Here is an 18,502-nt window from a genome sequence, read left to right on the forward strand (position 1 = left end):
CATTAGCCCATTTTGTTCCGTACACTGCATTTCTCCCTTTTTAGGCGATCGTTACAAAGATTGCGATTTTTGCCTCACGGATTCTCTTCCCGTAGCCCAGTGATGCCCCCGGTAACCGGAGCGCGCGCCGACCGAATTCTTATTTCTTGCCTGATCCACAAGAATCATTTTCTCCGGGTCCAATCGATGCTGTTTGTAAAAGTGAACCGCCACCCGGTAGTAATCCTTGAAATCGGGGCAGGCAATCCCCGATCCTTCCAGATCTTTCAAGGTTTGCGTACAGTCGTAATCCGCTTTGAGGCGAAAATATTCGATTGATTCTTTTTCTACCATCACCCACCTGCGAAACGCGGGAATGGAGAGCAATCCATGCACCAGGGTGAGCGGGAGCGTGAAGGAGGGTTTTTTGCCGATCAACGCTTCGCAGATCATGCGATACGCGTCCTTCGCCAGATAAGGACGGGGATCGGTCAAATGATAGACTTTGTTTTCCCCTGCCGGATGTTGCGCCAAATAGCAGGTCGCCTCTACGACATAATCAACAGGAACCACATTGAAGGGAACTTCCCCCTTCCCCACATACGGAATCGGCCATTTGGCAAACTTGTCCAAAAAACGCATGATAAAGTAGGGGCCGTCAAATTTAACGGTTTCACCCGTGATTGAATCCCCCATCACAATGCCCGGGCGAATAATGGTGGTGGGAACCTGATCGCGAATCTGTTGCGTTAACACTTCCGCCTCGAATTTGGTCGATTCGTAGAAGTTTTTAAACGTTTGACCGCAATCCAGTTCTGTTTCCAAAATTTTACCGGTTCTGTTCCCCGACACATAAGCGGTGCTGAAATAGACATACCGGCGTAAATGATTTAACTGCAAGACAAAATCATTGACATGGTTTGTTCCGATCACATTCACCTGATAAGCAATCTCTTTCGGGACAGCCAAATCATAAATGGCCGCCAAGTGAAACACATCATGGACGCTTTCTTTCAATCGTTTCAGCGTGGCCGGATTGAGTCCCAAATTTTCAAGGGTAATATCCCCCGGGATGATGGAAAACTGATCCTCTGTACCATACCCGCTTTGTTCCAGCCTGCCGATTTCCTGCCCGGCGTTCTCCAACTGACTTGGATGCACCAGCAGCTCAAACATGGCGTTTGGGTTTTGCTCCAGCAGCTTCTTTATGATTCGGGTGGCGATAAAGCCCGGAAAGCCGGTGAAAAAATATGTGTTTTTCTTCATTTGATCCCCTCCCGAACGTTGTCAGGAACCACCCCCGGCAGAGAGGTGATTCCTGTCCGTTCAAGTCCATCTATCTCCCTTTAAATGACGGAGGCCGTTTGGAAAAGAAAGCCGTCACCCCTTCGACCGCGTCTTCCGTACGGATCACGGCCAGCAGGTTCTCCTGCTCGATCTTTAACCCCTCATCCAGGCTTTGCTCAGTTCCTCTCATCACGGCATCCAGGATCCCCTTCATGGCAATCGGGGGGCCGGCAGCCAATTGTTTCGCCCACTGAAATGCTTCTTCACGCACCTGGGCCAACGGGACAACACGGTTCACCAGCCCGTACTCCAGTGCCGTCCGGGCGGAAATCCGTTCGCCGCTCAGCAGTAACTGCAACGCCCGCCTGCGGCCGATCAAGCGCGGAAGCCGCTGCGTTCCTCCATAGCCGGGTATGATTCCCAACCGGACTTCCGGCAATGAGAGTTCTGCCGTATCCGCGGCGATCGCCAGATGGCAGGCCATCTGCAACTCATTTCCGCCGCCCAATGCTTTCCCGTTTAAACAGGCAAGGATTGGTTTGGGAAATCCTTCAATCCGGTTAAATAAGTCGTGCATCCGGCGAATGGTTTTCTCCGCTGTTTCCGGGTCTGCCATTTCACCGAATTCCGAAATATCTCCACCCGCGGAGAACATCCGATCCCCCGCTCCGGTGATAACCAGGGAACCAACGGCCGGATCTGCTTCCAACGCATCCAGGATCGTTCCCAATTCGTACAGGGTCTCCCGGCTTAACGCATTCAGAGGAGGCCGGTTAATGGTGATGATGGCCACCCGATCCCGCATTTCAACCTCACAATGTTTTGCTTCCATGACGACCCTCCCGCTCAAGTATCACCGCCACCGCCATCCCAAACCCGATGCACATCGTTGCTAAACCATAACGCCCTTCCCGGCGTTCCAATTCGTTGATCAGAGTGGCTGTCATCCTGGCACCGCTGGCTCCAAGCGGGTGGCCGAGAGCAATGGCCCCGCCGTTGGGATTGACTTTTTCGGGGTCGGGACCTATTTCCCTCTGCCATGCCAAAACAACAGAGGCAAAAGCTTCATTCACCTCAAACACATCGATCTCATCGAGCGTCAAACCCGCCCGTTCAAGCACTTTTTTGGTAGCGGGAATAATTCCCGTCAGCATGATTTCCGGATCGACTCCCGCCAGAGCCGTTGCCACCACCCGGGCCCGTGGTGTCAGTCCGAGTGATTCCGCTTTCTTTCGAGAGGTAAGCAAGACGGCCGCCGCCCCATCACTGATTTGGCTGGAGTTTCCTGCTGTCACCTTTCCGTCGGACTGAAAGGAAGGACGCAGTCCGGCCAATGTTTCCAGGCTGGTGTCCGGACGCGGCGTCTCATCTTCGGTAAGCAGCATTGGTTCACCAGCGGAAGTTTGGCATTCGATGGGGATGATCTCGTTGGCAAAACGGCCTTCCTTTTGCGCTTGAATCGCTTTTCGATGACTGTCCAACGAAAATTGATCCAGCTCTTCCCGTGAGAGATTCCACTTTTCAGCGATCAATTCCGCCGAAAATCCCTGAGGAATAATGTTGTACCGCTCCAGCAAACGTTCGCTGAAGCTCCCTCCATCGCTGCCCATCGGAACCCGATTCATGCTTTCCACGCCGGCTGCGATGACACAGTCGGCCATTCCGGCCATGATCGCATGTGCCGCTTGTGCCAGCGTCTCCAGGCTGGAACCGCACATCCGGTTGACGCTGACTCCGCACACTTCCACAGGAAATCCGGCAATCAGGGCTGCCAGGCGGCCGATATTGTAACCTTGCTCTCCGATCTGGGTCACACAACCCATTTTGATATCTTCCACTTCGGAAGGGTTCAATCGATTTCGACTCACTAACTCCTTCAGCAGAAATGCCGCCATTTCATCCGGCCGTGTCCGGGACAGGGAACCTTTTTTCCGGCCGATCGGGGTTCTGACCGCATCGATAATCACCGCATCCCGATCCTGCACCAGCCTCACACCCTTTCGCTTCTTAAAAAGTAAACAGATCGATTCCACCCGCAACCGGCAGAGCGATACCCGTAATGTATTTGGCCTTTTCCGAGGCGAGAAAAGCGATCGCGTGCGCGATATCCTCCGGTTCCCCCGGACGTTTGAATGCCGTTCGGGCAATCATTCGTTCGCGCATGTCCGGGTTTGTCAGCTGGAAGGCTTCCGTGTTGATGATGCCCGGTACGATCGCATTGACGGTGATATTGTACCTGGCCCCCTCCAGCGCCAGACTCCGGGTCAATCCCAGGATGCCGGCTTTCGTGGTCGAGTAGCTGGCTTGTCCATACCCTCCCAACGTTCCGGCCACGGAGGCCATATTGATAATCCGCCCCCACTTTTGCTCTTTCATATACGGCCAAACCGCTTTACAGCAGTTGTAAGCGCCTGTCAGATTGACGCGAAGGTCGCGCTCCCAAAACTCATCGTTCTGATGTTCCAGCCGGGCCGTATGATCGAGAGTCGCCGCGTTATTGACAAGGATATCGATTCTGCCGAATTGTTCCTTGACTTTGGCCATCACCGATCTGACTTCTTCCCGATCCGTCACATCCATCCGGAAGACGGCAGACCGGCGCCCCATCGCCCGGATCTCATCGGCGGTCGAGCGGGTGTATACCGTTTTTGCCTGAGCCATGATTTGCGCCATCGGACCCAATTGTTGCGTCGTCTCTTCCAGATTTTCATCCTCTTCGATCAGAATATCGGTCACGACCACATCCGCACCGGCTTGAGCAAGCGTTAAGGCATCTGCCCTTCCCAATCCCCGGGACGCACCGGTCACCAGCGCGACCTTTCCCTCAAGCGGTAGGCTCATACTCTGTTCCCTCCCACAATTTTGCGATCGGCACGGTTGCCGCGACTTCACCGGTCGCAGCCCGCCACTCCGTGATCTCTTCTTCAGCATAGGTTCGGTGAATGACGTCGCTGTATTTTTTCTCAATTTCGTTCATTCTGACTTTTAATGTCGGAGTTAACTCGCCCGTTTCAATCGTCCACTCCTTTGACATCACCACCACTTTTTTCGGCTGTTCATGGTGTGCAAACGATTTTGTCAGCCGCTCCACTTCGGACCGAAGCAAATCGAGCACCTCCCCGTGCCTGATCAACTCGGCTCGTGATTGCGTGGGGATTCCTTTTTTGCGGGCCCATGGAGTGAGATTTTCAAAGTCCGGGACCACTAACACAATCACATACTTCCTCCCGTGACCGATCACAGCCGACTGCTCGATAAAGACGCTTTGGTTGATCGCGTTTTCCAACGGTTGAGGCGCCACGTTTTTTCCGGTTGAAAGAACCAGAATGCTCTTCTTCCGATCGACAATTCGGAGGAATCCTTCGTCGTCCAGCTCACCCAGATCTCCCGTATGCAACCAGCCGTCGCTGATCTGAGCGGCCGTCGATTCCTCATCGTTGTAATATCCCTTCATCACGCTGGGTCCTCTGACTAATACTTCCCCATCGGGAGCGATGCGCACCTCCAGATTGGGAAGCGGCTTGCCTACCGTCCCGATTTTGGCCCGTCCCATCGGATTGACGGCGATCACCGGGGAAGTTTCCGTCAGGCCGTAGCCTTCGAGAACAGGAACATCGATGGCCCAGAAAAACTTGGCGATTTCCGGGTTGAGTGCGGCGCCGCCGGAGATCATCCCCCGCAGCCGCCCTCCCAGCCGTGACTTCACCTTGCGGTAAACCAGCCAGTCCGCCAGCTTCCACTCCAAGCGCAGCCGGGCGGGCCAGTCGTTCCAAATCATTTGATCCAACGGCGTCTGCAGATACAGCTCGTATCGTTTGAGACCCACTTGAACCGCCCAGTCAAAGATTTTCCGTCTGAGCGGCGTGCCGGCTTCGATCTGCTCCTGCACCCTCGCATAGATCTTTTCAAACAGCCGTGGAACGCTGGTCATAACCGTCGGCCTTACTTCCAGCAAATTTTCCTGGATCTTGTCGATGCTTTCGGCATAGGCGATGGTGGCCCCCACGGACAGGGGCATAAACTGTCCTGCCAGCCGCTCAAACACGTGAGACAGAGGGAGATAGGAAAGCAATACATCCTCGGGACGAGCTTCCAGACACCAAAACTGGATTCCCTCCATATTGGCCAAAAAATTCCCGTGTGTCAGCATCGCTCCTTTGGGCTCCCCGGTCGTTCCGGAAGTATGAATAATCGTGGCCAGCTGATCCCGGTCGAGCTCCGTCCAGATCTGCTCCCAATGATGGAGCGGATGCTCAGCACCGATTTTTTTCAGCTCCGAAAAATGGACAACCTTCTCATTTCCCGAAGCAGCGGATTTCGGATCCATGACCGCAACAATACGCATATTTGGCTCTCCGACGGGAACTTTCGTCAACTGCTCTTCATTTTCGACCACCGCTGCCTGACAATCGGCTTTTTTCATGATTTGAACCACTTTTTCGGCCGGAAGGGCAGGATAAACGGGTACGCTCACCGCACCCAAACTGCAAATGGCAAAATCGGCAATCGGCCACTTCGGGTTATTTTCAGACAGGATCGCCACTTTATCGCCACGGTCGACGCCCAGCCTGGCCAAACCGGCGGCGATCAGCCGGATTTCTTCCCAAAACTGGCGATACGTAAGGCTGCGGTAACTCCCTTGACTCTTCCACATCAATGCCGCTTTGTCAGGGTAACGCTCCACCGAACGCCGCACCATGTCCAACAAATTTTTCGCTTTCATCGGGGACCTCCTGAGCGTGAAACAGAGTGACTTACTAAAGAGCGGCATAGAAAGGGATGGCGGACCCGGATGCTCCACACCGGGTCAAGCGTTCAGATATATTGGTTTACGTCATATTGCCGCAATAAATTCTCCAGCTTCATCGCCAGCCCGATATTCCCTTTCACCTTTAGCTTCCCTGACATGAAAGCAGCCGTTCCGCTTAAGTTTCCCATGAGCATTTCTTTAAAATCATTTACCGACATTTGCAATGTGCAATCCGCTTGATTCGGCGAATCGTCGTAAACCTTTGCCTCGCCCCCGGACAGATGAAGCTGGTATGTCCCTCCATCGTCGCCGGATAAATCATATTGATAAATGGCGTTGATGCCTTCGATCGGTTTCGGGTTCTCATTCAACGCCTGCTCAATCTTATCGAAAATTTCCTTTACACTGTAATCTTTGGTCATTTCATATTCCCCTTTCTTATCTGAAAAAATTTCTTTTATGTTCATCAAGGAGACCCGCAACGGGAAACGCTTTCAAAATGTGCACGTGGATGTCATAACTTTCACAAACCGGCTGCAATCACTTTTTTCTGAATTTGTGTCGTCCCCTCGTAAATCGACAAAATTTTGGCATCCCGCATCCATTTTTCGACCGGATAATCCCGCATGTAGCCGTAGCCGCCAAGAATCTGAACGGCATTGGTCGTCACTTCCATGGCCGTTTCCGCGGCAAAAGCTTTGGCCATGCTTCCTTCAACGGCACACGATTCACCCCGGTCGGCCAATTCAGCCGCCCTCCAGGTCAACAGCCGGGCCGCATCGATTTTGGTTTTCATATCGGCCAGCATAAAGGAAATCGCTTGATTCTTGAAGATCGGGCGACCAAATTGAACGCGTTGTTTTGCATACTCCAGTGCGTACTCATATGCGGCCCGCGCTACACCGACAGCTGCAGCCGCCACCGCCGGGCGGGAATATTCCAGCATTTTCATTGCCCCAAAAAAAGCCATATTCTCTTCGCCGAGCAAATTTTCATGGGGAACGCGCACATCTTCAAAAATGACATCCCCCGTATGGGAAGCGCGAATACCCATTTTCCGTTCTTTCTTTCCTCCGGATACCCCCGGTGTATTTCCCGGAACGATAAATGCCGAAACACCGTAATAGCCCGCATCGGGATCCGTTTTGGCAAACACGACATACAGGTCGGCAATCCCGCCGTTGGTGATGAAACATTTGCGTCCGTTAATGACCCATTCATCCCCGTCCCGAACGGCTCGGGTTTGAATCGCTTTCACATCGGACCCGGCTCCCGGCTCCGTCAGCGCCATCGCTCCCAGTCTGGGATGTTCAGGATCACACAGATAGGAAATCCATTTTTTCTTTTGTTCTTCCGTACCCATGTAATAGATGGGCAACCCGGCCAGACCTGCTGCCGACAGAGAGGTGGCGATCCCGGCACATCCCCAAAACAACTCTTCCCCGATCAGGCAGGCGGCCATCACGCTCGTCAGTCCCCCACCCCCATACTCCTCCGGGGCCATATAGCTGGTTAATCCTGCCTTTGCCGCCTTGCGAAGCACCTCCATGGGGAACTCTTCCTTTTCGTCATATTCAGCCGCTACCGGCCGGATTTCTTTTTCTGCAAATCCGTGTGCCCATCTGCGCAATTCTTCCTGTTCGCTGGAAAGCTGAAAACTGAGGCCTGAAGCTTGCTCCGACATACCTTCCCCTCCTTGCTTGATACTGATACGTACTGGTACTTATCAGCCAAAGAAAGCCCGGTTAACGCAGGACTTTCGAATCTTTGAGCGACAAATTCACATAGGACCCGACCACAATCCGGTTCAGCAAACGGGCCAGCCCGTCAATCTGAACATCCTGGCCGGATTCAAACAGATTTTGGACGACCACCTCGTTGATCGCACCCACCATCGCCTGGGAAACAATCCGGACTTCCTCAGTCGAAACCGACGCCGGTATGACATTTTTAACAATTTGATAAATCAAATCCGCAAGCCTTCTGTGAGCCTCGCGCCGCACTTTTTCAACCGCCTGGCTGACACCGACGGATTCAACCAACAGCAATTGGGCAACAGTCGATCGATCCACACAGATTTCGATGTAACGACGTATGCCTGCGTATGCTTTATAAGTGACCTTTTTCTCTTGTTGAACCGCACTTTCCACTGCTTTGATGATTTCTTCAGCCAGCTGCTGGAACAAACTGACCAGCAATTCCTCTTTACTCTTGAAATATTGATAGAATGTGGTTTTCGACACTCTTGCCTGCTCCACGATTTCCAAGATCGAGGTTTCCTTAAATCCTTTTGTCGTAAACAGATGAAGTGCGGCATACAGCATCTTGTCCCGGGCTTCTTTCGGCATGTTCGTCACAAAAAGCAATTGTTCATCATCCTGTTCTCTAGAGTACCAGTACGTATTGGTATCATTATTTTAATATATCATGGGTTTCCTTATCAACCTATGTAGAAAATTTTTCGAATAAAATTTTGTCGTCCATGAATCACTTCTTGATTGCGTCCGGATGAACCACGTAGTCCGGAACTTGTCCGCGCAGGGCCTGAAGCAGGTGGTTGGCGGCCATCATCGCCATTTTTATCCTGGTTTGAACGCTGGCGCTGCCAATATGAGGCAAGGCGACCACATTGGGCAGGGAGAGAAGCGGATGGTCAGGAGAGACCGGCTCCTGTTCAAAGACGTCTAATCCGGCAGCCCAAATCCGTCCGTTTTTCAATGCGCTGTACAGCGCGGCTTCGTTGACGATCCCCCCGCGGGCTGTATTGATCAGGACGGCTGTATCCTTCATTAAAGCCAGCTCCCGTTCACCGATTAAATCCCTGGTTTGGGGAGTATACGGGGTTAAAACACAAACGAAGTCGGACTCTTGGAGCAGGCTGTCCAGATCTGTGTATATCACACCCAGTGATTTCTCAGCCTCTGGTTTGCGGTTGCGGTTGTAATACAGGACCTTCATGTCAAACCCTTTTGCCCTTCTGGCGACAGCCTCGCCGATTCTGCCCAGCCCGATGATCCCGAGCGTCGCTCCAAATACATCCCGCCCGGTGAGCAACATCGGGGACCAGGTTTTCCATTCTCCCCGGCGTAAAAAATGTTCGGCTTCCACGAGGCGCCGGGCCGTTGCGAGCAACAGGGCAAATGTGAGATCGGCGGTTGTCTCGGTGAGCACGCCGGGCGTATGGGTCACCACAATTCCCCGGCGACTGGCGGCATGGACGTCAATATTGTTGTAACCGACCGCCATTTGGCTGATCACCCGCAGTTTCTCCGCTTTTTCCAACAGAGCTTCGTCAATCGTTTCGGTTAACAAGCAGAAAAGCCCGTCCGCTTTCGTAATTTCCCGTTCCAATATCTCGCGCGGTACAGGGATATCTTCCTCCTCCCACATGGAGATGTCACAGGCTTCTCTGAGCCTGGCTAACGCCGGTTCCGGAATTTTTCGGGTGATGTACACGTTTGGTTTCACAGGCATCCCCTTCCACTTTTATGGTATTTTTTCTCTTATTTCATCTGGGTAATGGTCGCTTGAGTCCTGACGTCTCACTTTCAAAATGCCACCGGGAACATATCGAACGGGTTTCATCCATTTCCCGATTTGACATGTCCCCAATCGGGAAACGAAAAATGTATTAACTAATAGTAGCAAAAGTTTCGTACGGATCACATCACCTTCAATCGATTTGTAAAAAACAGCAGACCGAAAAGGAGCGTCCTCCGCGCTCCAAAACTAGGCTGAACCCAGGAATTTCAGCGCCGAGAGGGCATAGATTTTCACCGTCTCCAATAATTCATCGATTTCCACATATTCATCCACATGATGAGGAATGTGGCGATCTCCCGCCCCTGTGGTAATGATCGGGACGCCTGCCAGATGCAAGAACGTGCCGTCCGTGGCTCCGGGAACTCCGTTATAAACGGGCGCCTTACCCGTAATCTCCCGATAAGCTTCGGCAACGGCGACCACAATCTCGCTATTTGGATCCGTCTCGGTCCAGGGGCGTTCTTCGATCACTTCCAGCGTCGCCTTAAAATGGGGATCTGCTTGGCCCAATCGTTCGATGATTTCTTCCATTTGCTTTCGCAGCTCTGCATGGTCTTGTCCCGGCACGGTTCGGATATCGAGGGCGACCATGCATTGGTCCGGGATCACATTTAGTTGCGGCTCACCCCTGACCGGCCCCCGCACAATCGTGGGAGTAATGCTGGGCCAGCCGAGAAACGGGTGCTTCCCGACCCGCTCTTTTTCCCTCTGCTCCTGTTTCTCCAGCTCCACAATGATTCTGGCCATCCGTGTGTTGGGATTGATTCCGGTCAGCGGCATGGCGCCATGAGCCATTTTTCCATATGTTTTTATTATCACCCGCATCGCGCCTTTTTGTGTAATACATAACTGGTTCTCCTCCGGTTCGCAAATGATCGCTCCATCTACCCCTTCAGCCCAGCCGCGCCGGATAAAATCTTTAATTCCAATCATCATTCCCTCTTCATCACAAGGGATGCAAAGCATGATTTTTCCCGGGAAAGAAACCCCCGATTTTTTGATGGCATGTACCGCGGCAATCGCTGCAGCGAGGTTTCCTTTTGTATCACAGGAACCCCGTCCGTAAATCTTCCCGTCAGCGATTTCCGCCCCAAACGGGTCATATGTCCAGGCTTTCCGGTCTCCTTCGGTGACGACATCGGTATGGGCTTCAAATAATAACGTTTTTCCCGGGCGGCCGGAATCATAGATGGCGATGACATTGGGACGGCCGGGGACGACTTCCTCATAGTGCACCTCCAGCCCCATTTTCCGAAGGTAATTTTCGACAAATCGGGCCGCATTTTCTTCGTTTCCGTCCTCAGTTCCCGGACGATACACACTCTGAATCTGAACCAGTTTTCTGGTTAGTTCCACCACTTCTTTTTCATCGATAAAAGGAAGAACCGAATCCACAGCCGAGCGCATTCCCCACGCCTCCTTTTTTTATCTGTGCGTCTGTTGCCGGCAAGCCGGAACGGGAAGCTTCCGGGTTCCCGCATATGAACGGTTGCTCACACGGCTCTCCTTGAAATTTGCCCGATTATAGTCATATCTGTTTAATTATGAAACAAGTCACGGTACGAGGGAAAACCGTCAATCCCCTCCGCGGAACGGACCGCCGCCAGAACGGCTTCCGCCATCACCTCAGCACTTGCGGCACCCACCAGATCGACGGAAGCGTTCACTCCCCCAGTCGCTAAAGCAAACAGGGTATCCCCGTCATACATCGTGTGCACCGGATAAATCGTTCTGGCTAACCCGTCATGAGCCATGGAAGCTACTTTGCATGCTTGTGCCTTGGTCAGGTTGGCGTTGCTGGCAACGGCTCCGATGGTCGTATTGGTCCCCCCGGATAAAGGGTTCAAAGGCTGTTCCGCCATCCAGTCCAGGCTGCTGCGGATCTTTCCGTCATCATCCCTTGCTCCTGCCAGGATTTGCCCCGTCGAAGGATCACGAATTTCTCCCATCGCATTCACAGCCACAATGGCCCCGACGATTAATCCGTTGGAATAATGCCGGGATGCAGAACCCAGTCCCCCTTTCATGGCCCGCTGATATCCGGCCGCTTTTCCAATCGTTGCACCGCAACCGGCCCCCACGTTTCCAAACGGGAACCGGCCCCGCTCCGCTCTGCTTGCGGCCTGATAGCCCATTTGCTTGTCCGGGCGCACCTTGGGATTTCCGACAGATAAATCAAACAAGACAGCAGCAGGGACAATTGGAACCACACCCACGCCCACATGCAGTCCATGCCCCCGTTCCTCCAAATATTGCATCACTCCGCTCGCCGCATCGAGCCCGTACGCACTGCCACCGGAGAGACAAATCGCATGAACCCGGTCGACCAGATTCAACGGATTTAACAAATCCGTCTCCCTGGTGCCCGGAGCTGAACCCCGGACATCTGCACCGCAGACAGCTCCTTCTTCGGCCAGAACTACAGTACAGCCGGTGAACGCATGGCGATCTTCCGCATTCCCGACTTTAATTCCGGGAACATCCGTAATATTGTTGAATCGATTCATGTTAAAAATCACCTGAAATTTTCGATTTTTTCTTGCCCGCATTCCCTAACTTCTTCCATGATACAACCACCGCAAGTGTGACAATCACAGATACAACCGCTTCCGGAAGCCCGTTGGTCACCGCCACCGTCACGGCGACTCCCGGTGCCAGATACCCTCTGATGACGGCCATGGTTAAGACAAGGATCGTATTGGTAATGGATCCCACAAAACCGGCCACTCCGATTGCCGCAAATTCGCTCACCCGCTTGAAGCCGGCATACGTCAAATACGCCGTCACCCCGATGAACAATCGCGGCAGAATCGCTACCAGCGGATCTTTGAACAGGGGAATGGTGGCGTTCAGAAATGACGATACACCAAAGATCAAACCGATGATCAGTCCGACCACCGGGCCTTGCACGATTCCCCCGATGACGGCCGGAACATGCATAATGGTGGCATTTCCCGCAGCAGTTGGCACCGGAATAAACCCCAACCGGGTCACGCCGAGCAAAATGGCCACCGCCCCCAAAACCCCGGCAATGACAATCTTACGCACAGTTAAGCCTTTTTCCATGAATCATCCCCCTCTTCGAAATAAAGCCGGTCACGCATTTCACCTTTAGTTCGCGATTCCTGACATCCCAGGCATAAAGGTCGCAAAGCTTTTATTTCTCAATATGGAAACCAAATCAAAAAGAGAGAAAAAAGAAGACAGAAAAGAAGAACCAGATAATCTCCCGGCCTGGCCCGCAATTTCCTGTAGCTCGTTCTTTCCCCGCCGGGTGTATAACAGCGCGCTTCCATCGCCAGCACCAAATCTTCCGCCCGGTTCATCGCCACATGAAACAGCGGGATAATGAGCGGAAACATGTCTTTGGTGCGCTCAACGATTTTCCACCAGGCACTCTGTCCAAATTGCGCGCCTCTGGAAGCCTGCGCTTTCATCATTTTTTCCATTTCCATCGCAAAGGTCGGCACAAACCGGATGGCAATCGTGATGATCAAAGAGAGTTCATGGACCGGGAATTTCACATGTTTTAGCGGTTTGAGGAGGCTCGCCATCCCGTGCGTCAGCTGGGTGGTGGAGGTGCTTAAGGTTAACACACTGCTGACAAAAATAATCTCGATAAACCGCAAAGCGGAAACAATGACAAGCCGAATGCTCTCACTCGTGATGATGATGACGCCGTATTTGAGATAGACGGTTCCGCCGGATGCGACTTCCCCGTAGAATAAAAGCTGCAGAACCGCCAGGATGACAATAAAGGGCATGGCTGGCTTCACCCCGGACAATCCGTAGCCGACGGGGATCCGTGACAGCCGGAATAAAAGGCATACGAAGCTGAGCGCGATGATATTTCCCGCATAGGTATCACAAACGGCAATGGCTGCCACCAGAACGGTAAATGCCACGATCTTGATCCGGGGATCGATGCGATGAATAAACGATCCCGTCGGCAAATACTGACCGATGGTAATATTTCGTGTCAATTCAAATTCATGTGCAGCCACTCGGAGGTTCACCTCCCTGACGGTTGTAAGATGGATACAATCTCGGCAGCTGCCGCTTCTGTCTCAAAGGCTGTCACGTCTACCGGGTAGCCCAGCTCTTGCAGCCGGTACAGAATTTCGACGGTTTCCGGTGTGCCGATCCGGTGTTTAAAAAGAATTTCCCGGTTACCGAAGATCTCCCGGGGAGTACCGTGCGCCACACTTTTGCCACCGGCCAGCACGTAGATCCTGTCGGACAAATAAGCGACTTCTTCCATGTTGTGGGAAACAAAAATCACCGTCATTTTTTCCGTTTGCTTCAGCCACTGAATGCGGTCCAATAAGTCTTTCCGGGAGCGTGGATCCAACCCGGCAGTCGGTTCATCCAGGACGAGTATTTGGGGCTGCAATGCGAGGATTCCCGCCAGAGCGACTTTCCGCTTTTGACCCCCGCTCAGGGCAAAAGCGGGACGAGTCCAGACCGACCCATTCCATCGCCCACTTGACCCGATCACGGACCTCTTTTAACGGGAGCCCCATTTTCAGCGGCCCGTAAGCCACATCATCCCCGATCAGCTTCTCGAAAATCTGATCCTCCGGATTTTGAAAGACAAGCCCCACCTTTCTCCGCAAAATTTGGAGATTCAGACGAGGGTCGGACAAGTCCTGCCCGTCCACCAGCACTTTTCCCTGTTGAGGACGCAACAATCCGTTAAAGTGCTGGATCAGTGTGGATTTTCCCGATCCGGTATGCCCGATGATCGCCACGCATTCCCCTTCATGTACGTTCATGTTGACACCGGAGAGAGCCTGATGCTCCAACGGCGTTTTTTTCATGTAAGTATGTTTGAGGTCGATCACTTCTAAAACAGGCCCTGCGCTCATCCGGCATCCGCCCCTCTGATTCCCGACAACCGCCTCACCTCATCAATCATTTCTTGCTGCGAGATCAACCCGGATTGAAATGCAGGGACTTGATCATGAATCAGTCTGGCCATCCGGCTGGCCTCCGGAACATCCAGTTGGAGTTGGTGAAGCATTTCCTGCTGTTGAAAGATCTCGCGGGGGGTTCCTTCCATGACGATCCGCCCGCTCTCAATCACAAGAACCCGATCCGCTTCCGCTGCTTCCGACATATGGTGAGTAACAGTCACAATGGTCATTCCCTCCCGATGAAGCTTCCGCACCACCCGCAGAATATCTCTCCGGCCGTAAGCATCCAGCATGCCGGTCGCTTCATCGAGCACCAGGCATTGCGGTCTCATGGCTATGATTCCCGCAATGGCAATCCGCTGTTTTTGCCCTCCCGACAAGTGATGGGGAGGACGGTTCCGGTATGTGCTCATCCCTACCGCATCCAAAGCAAAATCGATTCTTTCCTTCATTTCCTCACCGGGAACCCCGATGTTCTCGAGACCGAAAGCGACATCGTCTTCTACAATCGTGGCTACAATTTGATTGTCAGGGTGTTGAAACACCATCCCCACCTGTTGCCGGATCGATCGTCGATATTTATCTTCTTTCGTGTTCAGCCCGTTTACAAAGACATTTCCTGCAATTGGTTTCAGGATACCGTTTAAATGCTTGGCCAGGGTTGACTTCCCCGATCCGTTATGTCCGATAATCGCCACATATTCTCCGGGGTAAATGGAAAACGAAACATCACGGAGAACGGGAATCACATCATTTCTATTCACAACATAGTCAAACGAAACGCTCTCTGCCCGGATCAAAGGCTGCTTCATCAGATTCCCCTTCCCCCGTCCACATTCATGATCTCGCCGGTCACGCTCTTCGCCAGATCGGAAGCCAGATAAAGAGCAGCCTGGGCAATCTCCTCCGGTTGAATCAATCGTCTTAAGGGAACGGATTCCAAAAAGATCTTTCTCTTTTGCTCTTCCGCCTGGCCCGCATCCCCTGAGAGAAATTGCCCAAGCATGGGAGTTTCGGCCGGACCCGGATTGATGGCATTCACCCGGATTTGATAGGGAGCCAATTCCAAAGCCAGCGCTTTGGTGAATAAGATGACCGCCCCTTTGGAAGCGCAATAGGCATTTAATCCCGGTCTGGCCCGCACTCCGGCGATAGAGGCAATGTTGATAATCGTTCCTCTCATTCTTTTTTTCATGAACGGAACCACATGCCTCGATGTCAAAAAAACCGATTTGGCATTCACATTCATGATTTTGTCCCACTGCTCCGGGCTCAGCTGCTCCACAGGAGTGAAAACCTGGGCTACTCCCGCACTATTGACCAGGACGTCCACGTGGCCGAAGGTTTCCAGTGTTTCACTCACCATCTCTTTCACACTATCATCGTCCGTTACATCTGTGCGGATCACAAGAGCCTGCTGCCGGTTTAACTCCACAGCGGCTTGCTCTGCAGCTTGCTCATTCAGATCAGCCAGCACCACATTTGCCCCCTGCTGAGCGAAAAGCCTGGCCGCCGCCTTTCCCATTCCGGAGCCGGCACCTGTGACAATCGCGGTTTTACCTTGCAACAATCCGGGAGTCATGAATGATCACCACCATCTCATCAGTTGTCAGCTCTTTGACAGCGCAGTGAAGGCTTTCTTGTCCGATTCCTTTTTTTGGCCGCTCTCTCACCAACAATTCTGTTCTTGTGTGTATTTTCTATATATATAATATACTATTAATATACTAAAAATTCTATCTAAAGACATATGAAGTTTTGGGACTTAAATCATCGATAATGTAATAATTCGATCATACTCAACCATTCGCTATCATGCTTAGCACTTGTGCGGGAAAAAACTCCTCCGCCCGTCCCACGATCTGCTGGGCAAGGAGTTTTTTCCCGCTCCCTTTGTGTCATCCTAACCTCTGAACGCCTGATAAGCGCTCTCCTTTTTATTCCAAAAGATAATCAATACAGTTGCCATCAGTCCCAAAGTGCCTGCAAAATAAAACCCTGCCGTCAAACCCATAGCTGAATTCAACACTCCTGCAAGGAAGGGGCCGGCGAACATGCCGATCGCATACAGCGCCTGATAAATCCCCATGGCTGTGGCCCTTTTTTCATGTGGAATAGTTTCGATAGCCATTCCGAGCAGCGGCGGAAAAAGCAGTCCTTGGAAAAATCCGTTCAAGCCTAGAATGAGACACAGCCAACCTTTTGTATCAATGAACGGGGTTACCAGCGTAAAAAATGCACTGAGCAAAAAAGCGATCATCAAAGAATTCCATTTACCAAAGACCGGAACAAAGATCTTCCCTATAAACAGGGTGGCGAATGCATGGGGAATCATAAAGAAAAGCACAATGAGACTCAGGTCGCTTGCTCTCAACCCGAGCTTTAATGCATAGGAAGGCAGGAAGCCAAACATAGTCGTAAAAATCATACTGTGCGCGATCACAGATAGGAGAGAAACCTTCAAAAGAACGGGCTCTTTCATGACTGAGATCAGCGCTTTGAATGGCACCGGTTGCCGCCCGATGCCCTCTTTGGGCTCATCAATCAAAAAAGAGAGGACCACGCCGATCAAACCGATGATCCCGCCCGCCCAGAAGGGAGCATGCCAGCCCCATTGCTCAACGAGATAACCACTTAAGCACATGCCTAATAATTGTGCCAAGACAACAACAAATTGAATGCCGCTCATCGCGCGATGAACTTCCTGATCCGCAAAATAACTTGAAAATAAAACGGTGAAAACAACCCATGTCGCTACGGCAATCCCGGCAAGAGACCGGGCCAGAAGCACCCATCCCAAACTGTCAGTCAGCGCAAATGCCAGACAACTGAACGCACTGGTGAACATCCCGAATATAATGAAGGGCCTTCTTGATTTTATAAGATCCGAACAGATTCCGACGGGGAGACGAAACAAGAATTGCATCAGCCCGTAACTGCCCAAAACAAGGCCGGTAAATGTATACTCGCCTCCCAACCATTCAATATACGGAGATAATATGGGCAAGTAAATAAAATGGGGAAACCATAACATAAACGAAACAATCATGAAAATAAATCTGTTTCCGGGAGAAGCAGGGGCTCTCAAATGACTACCTCCCTGTTGATTCCCCGTATTTTTCGTCCTTGTGCGTTAAGCTTTTCCGGAACAGCCGAATTCCCGCATCTTTCTTTTCACTGTATCCTTGACTGCCTCTCTGGCTGCCCCCAGGTATTTGCGGGGATCGTATAATTTTCCGTCCTCCTCCAGTACTCTGCGAATGGTTGTAGTACAGGCCAGTTGATTTTCCGTGTTTACATTGATTTTGGCTGTGCCCAGAGAGATGGCCCTCTGTATGTCATGGGTCGGAATGCCTGTTCCGCCGTGCAATACAAGTGGTACGCCGGTTAATTTATGAATTTCCTCCATGCGGGAAAAGTGGAGTTTTGGTTCCCCTTTATACGGTCCGTGCACGGAACCCAAAGCGGGAGCCAAACAATCGACACCCGTTTCCCGGACCAGCCGCCCGCACTCTTCAGGAATCGCGTAGAACGCATCGGTTTCATCGACAATTAAATCATCTTCCTGTCCACCGATCCGGCCCAACTCGGCTTCCACTGAAACTCCCAAAGCATGGGCCGCTTCCACCACTTTCTTCGTTTTGGCAATATTGATCTCTAACGGATCATGTGACGCATCGATCATCACCGAAGTAAAACCGGCATAAATCGCCTGCAAACACTGTTCGAGCGACAAACCATGATCCAGATGAAGAGCGACCGGAACGGTGATTTGATATTCCTCCACAAGTGCCTTTACCATCGACGCTGCCAGTTTTAGCCCTCCCAAATAACCGATATAGCCCGGGCTTACAGCGAGAATAACGGGAGCATGCTCTTCTTGCGCCGCTTGCAAAATGGCTTGTGTGAACTCCAGGTTATTGATATTGAAATGACCTACGGCGTATTTTTCCTGCAACGCTTTGTTCAACATTTCCTTAAGGGAAACCAATGGCATGATCCAACGGACCTCCCGTTCAAAGAGTTA

At 51.9% G+C, this 18,502-nt stretch carries 18 protein-coding genes and 1 pseudogene; all 19 read right to left on the reverse strand.

The features are described from left to right. Positions 1-51: 51 nt before the first annotated feature. Positions 52-1,245: an SDR family oxidoreductase gene (locus BMW55_RS09015; protein ID WP_089967670.1), complete on the reverse strand. Its 1,194-nt coding sequence runs from the start codon at positions 1,243-1,245 to the stop codon at positions 52-54. 70 nt (positions 1,246-1,315) lie between these two features. Continuing rightward, positions 1,316-2,098, reverse strand: coding sequence for an enoyl-CoA hydratase/isomerase family protein (locus BMW55_RS09020; RefSeq protein WP_089967673.1), 783 nt, complete (start codon positions 2,096-2,098; stop codon positions 1,316-1,318). Next, entirely contained in the window at positions 2,079-3,260 is a 1,182-nt protein-coding gene (locus BMW55_RS09025) for a thiolase family protein (RefSeq protein WP_089967676.1), read from the reverse strand. The genes BMW55_RS09020 and BMW55_RS09025 overlap by 20 nt, the downstream gene beginning before the upstream one ends. A gap of 13 nt (positions 3,261-3,273) precedes the next feature. Beyond that, the gene (locus tag BMW55_RS09030; RefSeq protein ID WP_089967679.1) at positions 3,274-4,107 is read right to left on the reverse strand and encodes an SDR family NAD(P)-dependent oxidoreductase; all 834 of its coding nucleotides are present in this window, start codon (positions 4,105-4,107) and stop codon (positions 3,274-3,276) included. After that, the gene (locus tag BMW55_RS09035; protein WP_089967682.1) at positions 4,091-5,989 is read right to left on the reverse strand and encodes an AMP-dependent synthetase/ligase; all 1,899 of its coding nucleotides are present in this window, start codon (positions 5,987-5,989) and stop codon (positions 4,091-4,093) included. The genes BMW55_RS09030 and BMW55_RS09035 overlap by 17 nt, the downstream gene beginning before the upstream one ends. Before the next feature lie 92 nt (positions 5,990-6,081). Further along, positions 6,082-6,438, reverse strand: coding sequence for an SCP2 sterol-binding domain-containing protein (locus BMW55_RS09040; protein WP_089968197.1), 357 nt, complete (start codon positions 6,436-6,438; stop codon positions 6,082-6,084). Between the two features lie 101 nt (positions 6,439-6,539). Continuing rightward, complete coding sequence (locus tag BMW55_RS09045; protein ID WP_089967685.1) at positions 6,540-7,700, reverse strand: acyl-CoA dehydrogenase family protein; 1,161 nt, start codon at positions 7,698-7,700, stop codon at positions 6,540-6,542. Between the two features lie 61 nt (positions 7,701-7,761). After that, positions 7,762-8,373, reverse strand: coding sequence for a TetR/AcrR family transcriptional regulator (locus BMW55_RS09050; protein WP_244527525.1), 612 nt, complete (start codon positions 8,371-8,373; stop codon positions 7,762-7,764). Positions 8,374-8,503: 130 nt separating this feature from the next. Further along, positions 8,504-9,484 (reverse strand): 2-hydroxyacid dehydrogenase, encoded by a 981-nt coding sequence (locus BMW55_RS09055; protein ID WP_089968200.1) that lies wholly within the window; start codon positions 9,482-9,484, stop codon positions 8,504-8,506. 261 nt (positions 9,485-9,745) lie between these two features. Then, positions 9,746-10,966 carry a M20 family metallopeptidase gene (locus BMW55_RS09060; protein ID WP_170839839.1) on the reverse strand — a complete coding sequence of 407 codons (1,221 nt, stop codon included), beginning with the start codon at positions 10,964-10,966 and terminating at the stop codon, positions 9,746-9,748. A 131-nt stretch (positions 10,967-11,097) separates the two neighbouring features. Then, positions 11,098-12,066: a P1 family peptidase gene (locus tag BMW55_RS09065; protein ID WP_089967691.1), complete on the reverse strand. Its 969-nt coding sequence runs from the start codon at positions 12,064-12,066 to the stop codon at positions 11,098-11,100. A 1-nt stretch (position 12,067) separates the two neighbouring features. Continuing rightward, positions 12,068-12,625: an ECF transporter S component gene (locus tag BMW55_RS09070; RefSeq protein ID WP_089967694.1), complete on the reverse strand. Its 558-nt coding sequence runs from the start codon at positions 12,623-12,625 to the stop codon at positions 12,068-12,070. Positions 12,626-12,723: 98 nt separating this feature from the next. Continuing rightward, a complete protein-coding gene (locus BMW55_RS09075) occupies positions 12,724-13,563 on the reverse strand; it encodes an energy-coupling factor transporter transmembrane component T family protein (RefSeq protein ID WP_244527510.1) in 840 nt (279 codons plus the stop codon). A gap of 8 nt (positions 13,564-13,571) precedes the next feature. After that, the gene (locus tag BMW55_RS19680) at positions 13,572-14,000 is read right to left on the reverse strand and encodes an AAA family ATPase (RefSeq protein ID WP_244527526.1); all 429 of its coding nucleotides are present in this window, start codon (positions 13,998-14,000) and stop codon (positions 13,572-13,574) included. Continuing rightward, positions 13,974-14,427 (reverse strand): annotated as a pseudogene (locus BMW55_RS19685) (ATP-binding cassette domain-containing protein); the annotation flags it as partial. The gene BMW55_RS19680 and the pseudogene BMW55_RS19685, both read right to left, overlap by 27 nt. Continuing rightward, complete coding sequence (locus BMW55_RS09085; RefSeq protein ID WP_089968211.1) at positions 14,424-15,290, reverse strand: energy-coupling factor transporter ATPase; 867 nt, start codon at positions 15,288-15,290, stop codon at positions 14,424-14,426. The pseudogene BMW55_RS19685 and the gene BMW55_RS09085, both read right to left, overlap by 4 nt. Continuing rightward, the gene (locus BMW55_RS09090; RefSeq protein ID WP_089967697.1) at positions 15,287-16,057 is read right to left on the reverse strand and encodes an SDR family oxidoreductase; all 771 of its coding nucleotides are present in this window, start codon (positions 16,055-16,057) and stop codon (positions 15,287-15,289) included. The genes BMW55_RS09085 and BMW55_RS09090 overlap by 4 nt, the downstream gene beginning before the upstream one ends. 321 nt (positions 16,058-16,378) lie before the next feature. Next, positions 16,379-17,524, reverse strand: coding sequence for an MFS transporter (locus tag BMW55_RS09095; RefSeq protein ID WP_342027753.1), 1,146 nt, complete (start codon positions 17,522-17,524; stop codon positions 16,379-16,381). 84 nt (positions 17,525-17,608) lie between these two features. Then, positions 17,609-18,472 (reverse strand): class II fructose-1,6-bisphosphate aldolase, encoded by an 864-nt coding sequence (gene fba, locus BMW55_RS09100; RefSeq protein WP_089967703.1) that lies wholly within the window; start codon positions 18,470-18,472, stop codon positions 17,609-17,611. Positions 18,473-18,502: the final 30 nt, after the last annotated feature.

This window comes from Lihuaxuella thermophila, from assembly GCF_900110165.1.
Taxonomy (GTDB): Bacteria; Bacillota; Bacilli; order Thermoactinomycetales; family Thermoactinomycetaceae; genus Lihuaxuella; species Lihuaxuella thermophila.

Excerpts from the sequence above, each read along its gene's own strand:
- BMW55_RS09015 (WP_089967670.1), bottom strand. The coding sequence starts at position 1,245 with ATGAAGAAAAACACATATTTTTTCACCGGCTTTCCGGGCTTTATCGCC.
- BMW55_RS09020 (WP_089967673.1), bottom strand. The coding sequence starts at position 2,098 with ATGGAAGCAAAACATTGTGAGGTTGAAATGCGGGATCGGGTGGCCATC.
- BMW55_RS09030 (WP_089967679.1), bottom strand. The coding sequence starts at position 4,107 with ATGAGCCTACCGCTTGAGGGAAAGGTCGCGCTGGTGACCGGTGCGTCC.
- BMW55_RS09035 (WP_089967682.1), bottom strand. The coding sequence starts at position 5,989 with ATGAAAGCGAAAAATTTGTTGGACATGGTGCGGCGTTCGGTGGAGCGT.
- BMW55_RS09040 (WP_089968197.1), bottom strand. The coding sequence starts at position 6,438 with ATGACCAAAGATTACAGTGTAAAGGAAATTTTCGATAAGATTGAGCAG.
- BMW55_RS09045 (WP_089967685.1), bottom strand. The coding sequence starts at position 7,700 with ATGTCGGAGCAAGCTTCAGGCCTCAGTTTTCAGCTTTCCAGCGAACAG.
- BMW55_RS09060 (WP_170839839.1), bottom strand. The coding sequence starts at position 10,966 with ATGCGCTCGGCTGTGGATTCGGTTCTTCCTTTTATCGATGAAAAAGAA.
- BMW55_RS09065 (WP_089967691.1), bottom strand. The coding sequence starts at position 12,066 with ATGAATCGATTCAACAATATTACGGATGTTCCCGGAATTAAAGTCGGG.
- BMW55_RS09070 (WP_089967694.1), bottom strand. The coding sequence starts at position 12,625 with ATGGAAAAAGGCTTAACTGTGCGTAAGATTGTCATTGCCGGGGTTTTG.
- BMW55_RS09090 (WP_089967697.1), bottom strand. The coding sequence starts at position 16,057 with ATGACTCCCGGATTGTTGCAAGGTAAAACCGCGATTGTCACAGGTGCC.
- BMW55_RS09095 (WP_342027753.1), bottom strand. The coding sequence starts at position 17,524 with ATGATTGTTTCGTTTATGTTATGGTTTCCCCATTTTATTTACTTGCCC.
- fba (WP_089967703.1), bottom strand. The coding sequence starts at position 18,472 with ATGCCATTGGTTTCCCTTAAGGAAATGTTGAACAAAGCGTTGCAGGAA.